At 69.1% G+C, this 13,299-nt stretch carries 14 protein-coding genes; 6 read left to right on the forward strand and 8 right to left on the reverse strand.

The genetic code is table 11. The features are described from left to right. The first annotated feature begins 105 nt into the window (after positions 1–105). The 3 genes from ACTHN1_RS04330 (at position 106) to ACTHN1_RS04340 (ending at position 1,039) form a co-directional block, all read left to right on the forward strand. Positions 106–258 (forward strand): entericidin A/B family lipoprotein, encoded by a 153-nt coding sequence (locus ACTHN1_RS04330; protein ID WP_440469729.1) that lies wholly within the window; start codon positions 106–108, stop codon positions 256–258. A 198-nt stretch (positions 259–456) separates the two neighbouring features. Then, a complete protein-coding gene (locus ACTHN1_RS04335) occupies positions 457–591 on the forward strand; it encodes an entericidin A/B family lipoprotein (protein WP_295377958.1) in 135 nt (44 codons plus the stop codon). A gap of 232 nt (positions 592–823) precedes the next feature. Next, on the forward strand, positions 824–1,039 hold the full coding sequence (locus ACTHN1_RS04340) for a CsbD family protein (protein ID WP_440469730.1): 216 nt from the start codon (positions 824–826) through the stop codon (positions 1,037–1,039). 67 nt (positions 1,040–1,106) lie between these two features. Here ACTHN1_RS04340 and ACTHN1_RS04345 read toward each other — a convergent pair whose 3' ends face one another. Beyond that, positions 1,107–1,928, reverse strand: a complete 822-nt coding sequence (locus ACTHN1_RS04345) for a hypothetical protein (protein WP_440469731.1) — start codon at positions 1,926–1,928, stop codon at positions 1,107–1,109. Between the two features lie 104 nt (positions 1,929–2,032). On the opposite strand from ACTHN1_RS04345, the gene ACTHN1_RS04350 reads away from it, so the two are divergent. From ACTHN1_RS04350 to ACTHN1_RS04360, 3 genes are all read left to right on the forward strand, one after another. Next, positions 2,033–3,328, forward strand: coding sequence for a tryptophan--tRNA ligase (locus ACTHN1_RS04350; RefSeq protein WP_440469732.1), 1,296 nt, complete (start codon positions 2,033–2,035; stop codon positions 3,326–3,328). Between the two features lies 1 nt (position 3,329). After that, complete coding sequence (locus tag ACTHN1_RS04355; RefSeq protein WP_440469733.1) at positions 3,330–3,629, forward strand: hypothetical protein; 300 nt, start codon at positions 3,330–3,332, stop codon at positions 3,627–3,629. 238 nt (positions 3,630–3,867) lie between these two features. After that, entirely contained in the window at positions 3,868–4,797 is a 930-nt protein-coding gene (locus tag ACTHN1_RS04360; RefSeq protein ID WP_440469734.1) for an MBL fold metallo-hydrolase, read from the forward strand. On the opposite strand, the gene ACTHN1_RS04365 is transcribed toward ACTHN1_RS04360, so the two are convergent. The 7 genes from ACTHN1_RS04365 to ACTHN1_RS04395 form a co-directional block, all read right to left on the reverse strand. Beyond that, positions 4,798–5,181 (reverse strand): VOC family protein, encoded by a 384-nt coding sequence (locus ACTHN1_RS04365; RefSeq protein WP_440469735.1) that lies wholly within the window; start codon positions 5,179–5,181, stop codon positions 4,798–4,800. A 39-nt stretch (positions 5,182–5,220) separates the two neighbouring features. Next, positions 5,221–5,604, reverse strand: a complete 384-nt coding sequence (locus ACTHN1_RS04370; RefSeq protein ID WP_440469736.1) for a VOC family protein — start codon at positions 5,602–5,604, stop codon at positions 5,221–5,223. A gap of 68 nt (positions 5,605–5,672) precedes the next feature. Continuing rightward, complete coding sequence (locus ACTHN1_RS04375; protein WP_440469737.1) at positions 5,673–7,037, reverse strand: dihydrolipoamide acetyltransferase family protein; 1,365 nt, start codon at positions 7,035–7,037, stop codon at positions 5,673–5,675. Then, positions 7,034–7,402 (reverse strand): SH3 domain-containing protein, encoded by a 369-nt coding sequence (locus ACTHN1_RS04380; protein ID WP_440469738.1) that lies wholly within the window; start codon positions 7,400–7,402, stop codon positions 7,034–7,036. The genes ACTHN1_RS04375 and ACTHN1_RS04380 overlap by 4 nt, the downstream gene beginning before the upstream one ends. Further along, a complete protein-coding gene (locus ACTHN1_RS04385; RefSeq protein ID WP_440469780.1) occupies positions 7,402–8,433 on the reverse strand; it encodes an alpha-ketoacid dehydrogenase subunit beta in 1,032 nt (343 codons plus the stop codon). Before ACTHN1_RS04385 ends, ACTHN1_RS04380 begins: the two co-directional genes overlap by 1 nt. 8 nt (positions 8,434–8,441) lie before the next feature. Next, positions 8,442–9,518 carry a pyruvate dehydrogenase (acetyl-transferring) E1 component subunit alpha gene (gene pdhA, locus ACTHN1_RS04390; protein ID WP_440469739.1) on the reverse strand — a complete coding sequence of 359 codons (1,077 nt, stop codon included), beginning with the start codon at positions 9,516–9,518 and terminating at the stop codon, positions 8,442–8,444. A 345-nt stretch (positions 9,519–9,863) separates the two neighbouring features. Further along, positions 9,864–13,088: a lamin tail domain-containing protein gene (locus ACTHN1_RS04395; RefSeq protein ID WP_440469740.1), complete on the reverse strand. Its 3,225-nt coding sequence runs from the start codon at positions 13,086–13,088 to the stop codon at positions 9,864–9,866. Between the last annotated feature and the right edge of the window lie 211 nt (positions 13,089–13,299).

Raw genomic sequence — 13,299 nt, forward strand, 5'->3', positions numbered from 1 at the left:
CACGTGTCGTGAACGGCCCGCTGTCCATGGTGGAGCCACGCTGCGAGGCGGTTTCCCGCGCCGAAGCAGCAGGGTTCCACCGGACATTTCACCAAGGAGGCGAGCATGAAACGTTGGATGGCTTTGCTGATGCTGGCGATGTTTTCCACCGCTGTTCTTTCCGGCTGCAACACCGTGGCCGGCGCCGGCAAGGACGTGCAGAAGGTCGGCGAAAAGGTCGAGGACAAGGCGCAGGACTGCAAGGACGGCAAGTGCTGACGCACTGACCCCTCGGGCGCAGCGACGAGGCGCGCCTTCCGGAAGGGCCGGCATTGCCGGCCCTTTCGTTTGCGGGGGACCTTGGTCAGCCCCGATGCAGCATGCTTTAATCAGACTCGCCGCCGCAGGGGAAAGCCGGCGCGGAAGCACCGCCGCCGCATCCCCCGTGTGGAGCCAACTTACTACCAGGAGTTTTCCATGAAGCGCTACGCCGCTCTGTTGTTCATCGCCCTGTTCTCGATCGCCGCGCTGTCCGGCTGCAACACCGTCAAGGGGTTCGGCAAGGACGTACAGAAGGTCGGCGAGAAGGTCGAGGACGCTTCCGGCAAATAATTGCCGAACCGCTGATGCCGGCCGCAGCCGGCCAAGGCGACGAAAGGGCCGGCATTCGCCGGCCCTTTCCCGTTGGGAATCGCGAATCCGGCGATGAGTGCGATGGCGTTCTGCGAACGCATGTCCACAGTGCAAATAATGTGCCGTTGACGCCACCTTGATCGCGAGGGAATGGTTCGCCTGAGATGCTGGTCGCGCGGTATCCCCCGCCGCGAAACCAAGAGGACATCCCATGAACCAGGACATCATCGCCGGCAACTGGAAGCAATTGAAGGGCAAGATCCAGGCCAAATGGGGCGATCTGACCGACGACGACTTCCAGGTGGTGGAGGGCAATGCCGAGTATCTGGAAGGGCGTCTGCAGGAACGCTACGGCTGGAACCGCGAACGCGCCCACGATGAAGTGAAGGCGTTCGAGCGCAGCCTGCGGTCGGACATGAAGCACTGAACCCGGATCGCCGCCGGGAAAACCACGGGCCGCTCGCGCGGCCCGTTCTGATCCGGGGGCAGGGGTTTCAGCGCCAGCGAGGCGGCGGATCCGCGACAAAGCCGTTGGGAAACGCCTGCGGCGCTGGATCGCGATGGAGACGACGGTGCGGCGGCGGCAGGATTCCCAGGGCCACCAGCCGGCGTGGCTCGTCGTAGCGGATCTGGCTGACCTGATCCGGCGTGCGGCGGGCGCGCACGAAATCGGTGGAACCCACCGGCGCCCATTCGCGTTCGCCATGGCCGGTGCCGATGCGCTGGCGGCCGGCGATGGCGTCGTTCGCGGCTTCGGGCGCCGCCGCACCCGCGGCTTTCGCGGTGCTGGCCGCCTCCGACCGGGTACGCGCGCCGGCATAGGGCGGATAGGGGGGCGGTGCGACCGGATAGGGCGGCCGGTAGTAGGGACGTGCCTCGCGGAAAGCCGCCACGCCGATGACGCCGACATTGCGCGGTCGCCCGGTGCGCGCTGCGTAGCTGTCGCCGTGATCGGTGAAGACGAACTGGGCGATGTCGTCCAGCGATTTGCGCCAGCCGGCGATCTCGGCCGTTTCCCACGGATCGAGCACGTAGCCGGCCTGCGAGGGCGCGGCGGTCTCGCCGGTGACGGCGTTGACGCCATCCACCGACATCACCACCAGCACGCGCTCGCCGGTGGTGTTGGTCAGGCGCACGGCGTAGCGGTGGCCGGGTTGACCCGCCACCCAGGTATCGCCCCGGTGCGGATAGGCGGGCAGCCATTGGCCGGTGTCGCGATCGACCACCGACACGTCCACGAGGGGGCCCGCCTCCGCGCGGGAACAGGCGGCCAGCGGGAACAGCGAGGCAAGCAGGAGCAGGCAGGCGCGGAACATGGCGGTTCTCCGGGAGGGACGTGCGTGTCAACGCGTCGCCGCCGTCGATGGGGTTTGCGCCGCCAGCGGTTAAACTGGCCGTGTTCAGACTTCAGAAAGACGCGATGACCACCCGAGTCCTGACCGGCATCACCACCTCCGGCACTCCCCACCTGGGCAATTACGTCGGCGCGGTCCGCCCCGCCGTGGCGGCCAGCCGCAATCCGGATGTGGAGAGCTTCTACTTCCTGGCCGACCTGCACAGCCTGATCAAGGCGCAGGACCCGGCGCGCACCCAGCGCTCTACGCTGGAGATCGCCGCCACCTGGCTGGCCGCCGGCCTGGATCCGGACAAGGTGTGGTTCTACCGCCAGAGCGATGTTCCCGAGATCACCGAGCTGACCTGGTTCCTCACCTGCGTGGCGGGCAAGGGCATCCTCAACCGCGCGCACGCCTACAAGGCGGCGGTGGACAAGAACCGCGCCGATGGCGAGGACGACGATGCCGGAGTGACCGCGGGGCTGTTCATGTACCCGGTGCTGATGGCCGCCGATATCCTGATCTTCAACGCCAACCAGGTACCGGTGGGCCGCGACCAGATCCAGCACATCGAGATGGCGCGTGACTTCGGCCAGCGTTTCAACCATGTCTACGGCAAGGAGTATTTCGTCCTGCCGGAAGTGCTCATCGACGACAACGTCGCCACGCTGCCCGGCCTGGATGGGCGCAAGATGAGCAAGAGCTACAACAACACGATTCCGCTGTTCGTCCCGCGCGAGGAGCTGAAGAAGCTGGTGTTCTCGATCCTCACCGACTCGCGTGGACCGGGTGAAGCCAAGGACACCGATGGTTCGGCGCTGTTCCAGCTCTACCAGGCGTTCGCCAGCGCGGAGGAAACCGCCGCGTTCGCCCAGGCGTTCGCCGATGGCATCGGTTGGGGCGACGCCAAGCAGAAACTGTTCGAACGCATCGACGCGGAAATCGCCCCGCTGCGCGAGAAGTACCTGGCGCTGATGGCGCGACCGGGCGATATCGAGGCGATCCTGCGCGACGGCGCGCAGCGCCTGCGCACGAAGTACGCCATCCCGCTGCTGGCCGAACTGCGCCACGCGGTCGGCCTGCGCAACCTGGCCGAGCAGCCGGCCGCGCCGGCGAAGGCGGCGACCGCCAAGGCGGCGTTGCCGCAGTTCAAGCAGTACCGCGACACCGACGCGCGGTTCTACTTCAAGTTCACCGATGCCGATGGCAGGCTGCTGATCCAGAGCAACGGCTTCGATGCGCCGAAGGACGCGGGCCAGATCATCGCGGTGCTGAAGCAGGCCGAACGCGCGGACCAGATGGAGACGCCGGAGATCGTGCTGCAGGTGCCGGTCGCCGAGGTGCTGGCGGCGCTGAAGCAACTGCGCGACGCCGAGGCCTGAGATGCCGTTCCTGGCGATGGTGTTGTTCCTGCCGTGGTTCGCACTGCTGGGAACGCTGTTCTGGATGTTCCCGCGCCAGCCGCGCAATGGCCGGCGCAAGGCGTTCGATACGATCAGCCTGATGGTGGCGTTCGTGCTCAGCATGCTGGGCATGTACTGGGGCTATGCGCTGGGCCTGGCCGACATCGGCACCGGCGCGATCTGGAAGCAGGTGCTGGCGACGCTGGTCGGCTACGGCGGGTTCCTGTTCGTGCTGACGGTGGCGGTGCTGCTGCGGTCATGGTGGCTGGAGCGCCGCTGAGTACGCGAACCGGCAGCACCCGGGCCGCTGGTGCGGGAGCGAGGCGAGTCGCGAAGAAGCGTCCCGGATTCATGTCTTCGCTACCGGGAGGGATGAATCGCGGCGCGGAGAGTTTCCGATTCGACTCGCGTCGCTCCCGCAATGAGGTGGACGGTGGGCTTCTGCGACCAAAGATGCATCGTGACGGCGCCAGTGCATCGGTAGAATCGTCGGCATCCTCGCGTTACCCCACCAGCGTATGGACACCACTGGCATCCACACCCTCGATACCGCGTTCCAGCGGGATCATTTCGATGCCGCCTACCTGATCGTCGAGCAGGGACGTGGCGCATTCATCGACACCGGCACCAATTATGCGGTGCCCCGCCTGTTGCAAGCGGCGCGCGACGCGGGCCTGGAGCCAGACGACATCGACTGGGTACTGGTCACCCACGCGCACCTGGATCACGCCGGCGGCGCCGGTGAACTGATGGCGCGACTGCCGCGCGCCCGGCTGGTGGCGCACCCGCGCGCCGCGCCCCACCTGATCGATCCGTCCAGGCTGATCGCCGGCGCCACCGCGGTCTACGGCGAAGCGGAAATGGCTCGTAGCTACGGACAGATCCGGGCCGTGCCGGAGGAGCGCGTGGTCATCGCCGAGGATGGCCACACGCTGGAACTGGCCGGACGCCGGCTGCAATGTATCGATACTCCCGGGCACGCGCGCCACCACTACTGCGTGTGGGACGAGCGCAGCCGCAGCTGGTTCACCGGCGACACCTTCGGCCTGTCCTATCGCGAGATGGACGGTCCGCACGGCCCGTTCATCCTGCCGACCAGCTCGCCGGTGCAGTTCGAGCCCGAAGCGCTGAAGACGTCCATCGCGCGCCTGCTCGCCTACCGGCCGCAGGCGATGTACCTCACCCACTATGGGCGGGTGACCGAACCGGACCGGCTGGCGGCGGAACTGTTCGAACAGATCGATGCGATGTGCGTGCTGGCGCGGCAGTGCGACGGCAAGCCGGATCGGCACCGCGCCATGGTCGCCGGACTGACCGCGTTGTACCAGGAACGCGCGCGCGCGCAGCGCTGTCCGCTCGACGATGCGGGCGTGTCGCAGGTGCTGGGGATGGACATCGAACTCAACGCGCAGGGCCTGGCCTGCTGGCTGGACCGGGATCGCCGCTGATCAATCCCAGCGGTTGAGGCCTTCGCGCTCGCCTTCGCCCATCGGCACGATGCAGAAACGCTGGCCGGTGGGTGCTTCCATCACCCACCAGCGATCGTGGACGAAGCGGATGCGGCGCGCGCCGAGCCGTTCCAGTCGCGCGGCCTCGGCTTCCAGATCGTCGGCCTCGATGTCCAGGTGCACGCGCGAAGGATGATCGACCTTCTGCACTTCCACGTGCAGGCCGCCGCTCGCGTCCTTCAGCCGGTCGTACAGGCCGACTCCGCCATCATCGGCGCTGACCACCGGCAACCCGAGCGCTCGGCTCCAGAACGAGGAGGCGGCGTCGAGGTCATCGGTCCGGCAGTCGATGATGAAGCCGGCGAGGCGGCTGTGGTGGGCCATGTGGATGCTCCGGAAACAGGGGCGCGTGCCGGTGGTCGGTCAATCCCAGTGGTTCGGTTCCGTGCCGCGTTCGGGATGGCGCATGCGCACCACGCAGAAGCGCTGGCCGGTGGGCGCCTCCATCACCCACCAGCGCTTGACGAAGCCGATGCGCCTGGCGCCCAGTTTCTCCAGCCGGTCGGCCTCGGCGTCGATGTCGTCGGCCTCGATGTCCAGATGGACGCGTGACGCGTGCGCCACCTGCTGGACTTCCACGTGCAGCCCGCCCGGCGCGCCTTCCAGCTCCGCGTAGTGGGCTTCGCCGTCCTGGTAGGTCTCACCGCGCGGCAGGCCCAGCGCCTGGCTCCAGAACTGCGCGGCGGTTTCGTGATCGTGGGTCTGGCAATCGATGATGAAGCCGGCGAGACGACTGCGATGCGCCATGTCCGTACTCCGTGGAATTGAAGGAGCCTCAGGCCCGCCGCCGGTGTCGGCGGCGGGCGTTCGCCGGCTTACGCCGGCAGGGCCAGATCGTCGATCAGCGCCTTCAGGAAACGCGCGGCCTCGCCGCCGGTGCAGGCGCGGTGATCGAAGGTGACCGACAGCGGGATGACCTTGTGCGACTCGAATCCGCCCATCACCGGCGTGACCTGGTGGCGGGCGCGGCCGGCGGCGACGATCGCCACGCATGGCGGCACCACCACCGGAGTCGCATAGCGGCCGGCGAACATGCCGAAGTTGGACAGCGAGATGGTGTAACCGCTCAACTCCGAAGCCGGGATGCTGCGATCCTCGACCTGCGCGCGCAGGCGGTTGATGCCTTCGCGCACGCCGCGCGCGTCGAGGATGTCGGCGTTGCGCAGGGCGGGCACGAACAGGCCATCGTCGGTGTCCACGGCGATGCCGATGTCCACGTGCGGATGCAGGGTGCGGGTGAGCTTGTCGCCGTCGAACCAGGCGTTCATCGCCGGCACCGCTTTGCAGGCGCGGACGATGGCGCGGATCAGGCGCGCGGTGACGTCGTTGCCCGGCGTCCAGGCGTGCACGTCGGCGTCGTCGCTGAGCGTGGTGGGCACGACCTTGGCGTGCGCGTCGGCCATCACCCGCGCCATGTTGCGGCGGACGCCCTTGAGCTGTTCCGGCTGGCCGCTGACCGCCACGCCCGGCGGCTGGGTGCGCATGGGCTTGCCGGAGGCGGACAGCGCGGTGCGCTGCGGAGCGGCCACGGGAGCCGGCGTCGCCTCGACGACGCGCGCCGGCGCGGAGGTGGCCGGTGCCGCGCCCGCACGGGCGGAACCGTCGGCGGCCGCCTGCTTCACGTCGGCCATGGTCACCGCGCCGTCGGCGCCGGTGGCGCGCACGCGGGCCAGATCGACGCCCAGCTTTCTGGCCATCGCGCGCACCGCCGGCATCGCCTTGACGCCGCCGACGGCGACGGCCTGCTCGGTATGCACGGCGTTGGAGCTCTGCATCGCGCCGACCACGGTGCCGGCGTCATCGCGCTCGGATTCGGCAGGAGCGGGGGCGGGCGTGACGGCGGCCGGAGAGGCCGGCGCGGGTTCCGTCGCCTGCGGCTTGGCCGGGCCGTGATGATGGCCGGTGTCCTGGCCCTCCGCGCGCTGCGGCAGGCTGGGGTCGGGCTGGAACACCGCCAGCATGCTGCCGGTGACGACCACGTCGCCCGCGCCGCCGGCCAGCTTCAGCACCTTGCCGGACACCGGCGACGGCACTTCCACGACCGCCTTGGCGGTTTCCATCGACACCAGCGGCTCGTCCAGCCGGATCACGTCGCCTTCCTTGACGAACCATTCGACGATGGTGGCGTCGGGCAGGCCTTCGCCCAGGTCGGGAAGATTGAAGGTCTTGCTGTCGCTCATTCGGGTTTCTCTTGTGCAGGTATTGCTTGGAAAGGTTCCAGGTTGCGCGCGGGGATCCAGCCGGTCTGGCCGCGTGTGTTCTCGGCCCACCACCAGTCCGCCATTTCATGATGCAGGGTCAGGATCTCGCCTTCCTCCGCATCCAGTTCGCGCGTGTCGTATTCATCCGTCGCGGTGGCCGCGCCGTGTTCGGCGTCGAACAGGGCGACCGGAATCCAGCCGCCGAGCCCGCTCGCCAGGCTGGTCCAGACGAACTGCGGCCAGTCGGTGTCGCGTTCGCCCAGCGTGACCGGGTCGCCGGCGGCGACCCGGATGGCGGGCCGTTCCGGCGCGCGGTGCCTGGCGATGACCCGCGCGCGCTTCATCAGCCGTTGGCCAGGGCGCGCTTGGCCGCGGCGACAATCTTGTCGACGCTGGGCAGGTACTTCATCTCCAGGCGGAACAGCGGGATGTGGGTGTCGTAGCCGGTGACGCGCTCGACCGGCGAGAGCAGGTCGTACATCGAGTGCTCTGCCAGGCGCGCGGCGATCTCGGCGCCGAAGCCGGCGGTGCGCGGGGCCTCGTGCACGATCACGCAGCGGCCGGTCTTGGACACCGACTCGGCGATGGTGTCGAAGTCGAGCGGACGCAGCGTCGCCACGTCGATGACCTCGGCGCTGATGCCTTCGGCCGCCAGCTTGTCGGCCGCTTCCAGCGCTTCCTTGACCTGCGCGCCCCAGCTCACCAGGGTCACGTCGGTGCCATCGCGCAGCACGAAGCACACGTCCAGCGGCAACGCCTCGCCGTCATCGGCCACCACTTCCTTGTACTGGCGGTAGATGCGCTTGGGTTCCATGTAGATGACCGGATCCGGATCCCGGATCGCCGCCAGCAGCAGGCCGTAGGCGCGCTGCGGCGAGGACGGCAGGACCACGCGCAGGCCCGGCACGTTGGTGAAGATCGCCTCGTTGGCTTCGCTGTGGTGTTCCGGCGCGCGGATGCCGCCGCCCCACGGCACGCGCAGCACCATCGGGCAGTGCAGGCGGCCACGGGTGCGGTAACGCATGCGCGCGGCGTGGCAGATGATGTGATCGACCATCGGGTAGACGAAGCCGTCGAACTGCGCTTCGGCGACCGGCTTCATGCCCTGCACGGCCAGGCCCACGGTGAGGCCGGCGATGGTGGTTTCGTCGAGTGGCGTATCGAGGATGCGATCGGCGCCGAAGCGCTGCTGCAGGCCGGCGGTGGCGCGGAACACGCCGCCGTTCACGCCCACGTCCTCGCCCAGCACGATGACCGAATCGTCGTGCGCGATTTCCCAGGCCAGCGCCTGGGTGATGGCTTCGATCAGGGTGATCGCGGTCGGCGCGGCCACGGTGTCGGCCGTCTTGTGGGTGGCGGCGGTCTTGTTTTCCATCACGGTGCTCATGAGCGGCCCTCCGCGGCAAGCGCGGCGGCCCGTTGCGCCAGCAGCTCCGGCGGCGGATCCGCGTACAGATAGTCGAACATCGCTTCGACCGGCTGCACCGGGGTGTTGAGATAGGCGTTCACTTCCTCGTCCACGCGCGCGCCGCATTCCTCCTTCCACGCGGTTTCCTCGGCCTCGCTCCAGGCGCCCTGCGCGGTCAGCCAGGTGCGCAAGCGGGTCATTGGCTCGCGTTCCCAGGCCGACTTCACTTCGGCGTCGTCGCGATAGCGGCGGGCGTCGTCGGCGGTGGTGTGGTCGGACAGGCGGTAGGTGACGAATTCCAGCACGGTGCCGCCCTGGCCCTTGCGCGCGCGCTCACCGGCGCGGCGCATCGCCTCGAGCACGGCGATCAGATCGTTGCCGTCGACCTGCAGGCAGTGCAGGCCGCCGGCCAGGCCCTTCTGGGCCAGGGTCTGCGCGCCGGTCTGGGCCTTGCGCGGCACCGAGATCGCCCAGCCGTTGTTGACCACGCACAGGATCAGCGGCAACTCGTAGGCGCCCGCGGAGTTCAATGCCGCGTAGAAGTCGGTCTTGGACGAACCGCCGTCGCCGCAGGTGGCGACCGCCAGGTGCGGCTGCCCACGCAGCTTGAACGCCAGCGCGGCGCCGGCGGCATGCAGGCACTGGGTGGAAATCGGCACGCTCCAGGCGAAGTCGTGGCGGGCGATCTTGAAATCATTGCCGCGCTCGTCGCCGCCCCAGTACATCAGCACGTCGCGCGGCTGCACGCCGCGCATGAACTGCGCGCCGTACTCGCGATAGCTGGGAGCGAACACGTCCTCGGGCTTCATCGAGGCGCCGATGCCGACGTGGGTGGCCTCGTGGCCCAGGCAGGAGGCGTAGGTGCCCAGCTTGCCGGTGCGCTGCAGCGCGATGGCCTTGGTGTCGAAGGTGCGCACGAACAGCATCTGCTTGAAAAGCTCGCGCAGGCGCTGGGTGTCGCGCCCGGCTTCGGGCAGATCGTCGCGGACGGGTTTTCCGTCCGGGCCGAGGTATTGGAGGAATTCGATTTCAAACTTGGCGGCGATGGTCATGCCGGGCGTCACTCTTCGGATGTTGCAGCGAATGTTGAGGGATCCAATGTTAAGGAACCGAAGCCGACCGGCCTTCCTGCGCTGCAACAACACAGATCCGCACGGTGTGCGGAAAAAACCGGGAAATCCAGCCGCGACAGGTGCTTGCCGACGGTCGCGCGGCGTTCACGCGGGAATTGTCCGGAGGTTGGACCACGCCGGTTCTGCGCGGGAAAACCCGGCTTGACGGACACGCGCGGATGGTGTGCGGGGGAGTGAAGCCGGGAAACCGTTTGCAGAAGCCCGCTTCGAAACGACAAGGGCGCGGCCACGGCCGCGCCCTTGTGCGTCCTTTCTTGCGCCGTGTCAGCGGGTCAGCTGGGCGCGGTTGTTGCCGGTGTCCGGATCCCGGGTGGCGCTGTCCACCTGGGCGGTGAACGCGAACACCGTGCCGCGCTTGGGTTTGTCGGGGACCACCAGCGCGAACGCGAGCACCTGGGTCGAACCGGACGCGAACGGCGCTTCGCGCGTGCACTGCGCTGCGGAGCCGGTGGCGGTATCGCTCACCCGGCCGCACGACCAGCCACGCGGCGCGGCGATGGCCAGGTGGCGTGCCTCGACGTTGCTGGCCAGCACGACCCTGACCTGTTCGGCCGCGTCGGGACCGGCATTGCGCACCGGCACCAGCAGGGTGGCGATGGCACCGCGCCGGAAGCTGGCCGCTCCTCCGAGCAGGCGCACCGACAGGTCGGCCTGCGGCAGCGCGGCCACGCTGACCGCGACGGCCGCGGTGTTGTTGGCGTTGGCCGGATCCGCCACCGGCGAATTCGCCGATACGCCCAGGCCGAGCGCGCCACCGGCCACGCTGGCCGGCACCACCGCGTGCAGGGTGAAGCCGGCTTCGGCACCGGCCGCCAGCGACGGCGTGGTGCAGCTCACGCGCGTGTTGCCGGCGGACGATTCGGGCGCGGCGCAGGTCCAGCCCGGCGCGACCGTGCCCAGGACCGGCGTCAGCTCGGCGGCGAACACGAACGCGACCGTCGCTGGCGCGGCCGTACCCGGGCCGGCGTTGCGCACGCTGGCGGTGTAGGCGACGGTGTCGCCGACCGAGGCGCCGCCGCGATCGGCGGCGACCGTCGCCGACAGATCGGCGCGGGCGAAGGCGGGGACGCGGATGCTCAGGCGGACCGGATCGTGGTCGGAGGAACGCACCGCCACGCTGGCGTCGCCGAAGTTGTCCACGCCGAAGTCGGCGTTGATGCGCGCGTGATCCACCCGCACGTCCGCACCGAGCACCAGCGCCTCGTTGACCAGTACGTGATCCAGCGTCTGCGCGTTGCCGCCGAACACGTAGGAGTAGCGCTGGGCGGGATCGGCGATCAGCTGCGAGCCGTCGATCAGCGGCGTGGTCACCGGGCTCGGCGCCCACGACAGCACCTGGTCCGCCGGCGCGGCGTCGCCGCGCACGATGCCCATCACGTCGACATAACCGTCGTTGAACTCGAACGCGTTGAAGTCGCCGACCAGCACGATCTTCTCGTCCGGATTGGCCTGCTGCATCTGCTGCACCAGCCCGCCCAGGTAGGCGGCCTGCGCGGCGCGCTTGGAACGCACGCGTTCGCCGCCGGTGGGCCAGCCGTTGCTGCCCGGCGCGGTGTCGTCCATGTCGTTGAGCGAACGCAGGTGGTTGACGATCACGCTGACCGGATACCCCTCGCCGGCATCCTGGTGGATGCGCGCGCGCAGGCGCAGCGGCGGGCGATCATTGAGCAGGCTGGTGCTGCCGTCGGGGTTGGCCAGGGTGGTGTTCTTGCCGAACTGGACCACCTCCAGCACTTCCACCCGCGGGGTGCCGCCGGCGGTGGCGCGGGTGCTGACCAGGAAGCCGACGTTGATGCCGCCCACGTCGTTGCCCGGTTGCAGGTAGGGCACGTAGGCAGGACGCTGCGGACAGGTGGCGTCGATGCGTTCGGACAGCAGCTGCAGCACGCGCAGGTTCTCGACCTCGACCACGCCGAGGATGTCCGGCGCCTTCAGGAAGCCGCAGATCGCCAGCGCCGCCTTGGCCAGGCGCTTGTCCAGCGCGGCCGGGGTCAGGGTCACCGCACCGTTGCCGTCGGCCACCTCGTCGAACAGGCGCAGCAGGTTGAAGCTGCCGATGGTCGCCTCGTCATAGCGCGCGTCCGGCACGGCCTGCGGCGCCATGCCGCCCCTGACCGACGGCGGCGTGGCCGTGTCCGGCAGCAGGGCCCAGGTGCCGGAGAAGTAGTCGAGCACGCCGGACAGGCCGCTCACCTCGGCGCCGGTGTCCACCGAGATCGGCTGCGCGCCGATCTGGCCGCGGCTGCGCACCATCAGGCGTTCCTGGTTGGTGTCGAAGCGCGGCGGATGCTTGTCGCCCGGAATCGGGATCACGTCCATCACGCCGATGCCGGGTTCGCGGAACGGACGGGCGACGGCGGGCAGGGTCACGTGGAACACGCCGTCGCTGCTCGCGGTCGCGTCGTTCTCGTCGATGCTGCCGCCCGAAGGCGCCACCACCACCGCATGGGCCACGCTCACGCGCATGCCTTCCAGCCGTTCCAGCGTGCCGGGCAGGGCGTCGGGCGCCAGTTCGGCGGCGGACAATTCAACCGGCGCCGGCAGCGCCACCCCGGTTTCCAGCACCTCGATGGTGGGCCCGGTGATCTGGGTGAGGGTCAACTGGTGTGGATTGGAGGCCGGCACGAACTCGGCGACCGTGCCGGTCACCCGCACCCGGTTGCCGATCGCGGCGGTGGCCGGCGGCGCGCTGCCGGTGAACACGAACAGGCCTTCGGAAGTCGCCGGGTCGCCATCGTCGTTGGCGGCCTGCAGGAAGAAGCCGTTGTTGAACTTCAGCGCGGTGACGATGCCTTCGGTCACCACCCGCTTCTGCACGTAAGGCGAGGCCAGCCCGCTGCCCTGGATCTGCGGAATGGTGCGGGCCACCGGCGGATCCGGCGGCGCCGCGCCGCTGTTGCGCGGGTTGGGCGTGCCGACGCTGAAATCGGCGCCGTTGTTCTGGGTATCGATGCTGCCCTCGCCGTTGCGAAGGGCGGCGGTGGTGTTGCTGAGCGTGCCGGTCGGCGCGGCGCCCTCGAAGCAGTTGGCGGCGCTGCCGAAACCGACGAAGTCCACCACGTTGGCATCGGTGAGCGGGCAAGCGCCCGACAACGCGGCGGTGCCGCGGCTCAGCGCGACCTTGCCGGCGGTGCCGGACAGGGTGAGCGTGCCGACCGCGTCGGGCGTGGGCAGGTCGACGCTGCCGCCACTGCCCTGGGCCTGCTGGATCAGGTAGTAACCGCCCGGCGCGATGCTGCCGGTGAGGTTGGTCCGGTTCCAGGTGGTGCCGGTGGATGAGGCGTATTGCACGCTCCAGCCTTCCAGGCTGACCGCGGCGGCGCCGTTGTTGCGCAGTTCGATGAAATCGTTCTTCAGCGTGGCGCCGCTGTTGCCGCCGCCGCCGTACACCTGGCTGACCACCACCTGTGCCTGCGCCGTGGCGGCAAGCAGCAGGGTGGCGACGGAAAACAGCATGACCGCCATGCGGCGGCTTCGAGGCATGCTCATCAACAGACTCTCCCTGACCGTGAATGCGTGCGCCGTTCCCCGATGCTGCCGTGGCCGGCTCCGGTTGGCGCAATGTAGCGGAAGCCTCCGGTCCGCGCATTGCATGGCGATGACATAAGTCCCGGTTTTTGCTGGCAATCGCCGACCGGACCGGGCGGGCCTGCCGGTATCGGTTACGCTGGCGGCCCCGCTGCGGTCGCAGCCTTGCCCC

The sequence above is a fragment of the Pseudoxanthomonas sp. genome, assembly GCF_051953815.1.
Taxonomy (GTDB): Bacteria; Pseudomonadota; Gammaproteobacteria; order Xanthomonadales; family Xanthomonadaceae; genus Pseudoxanthomonas_A.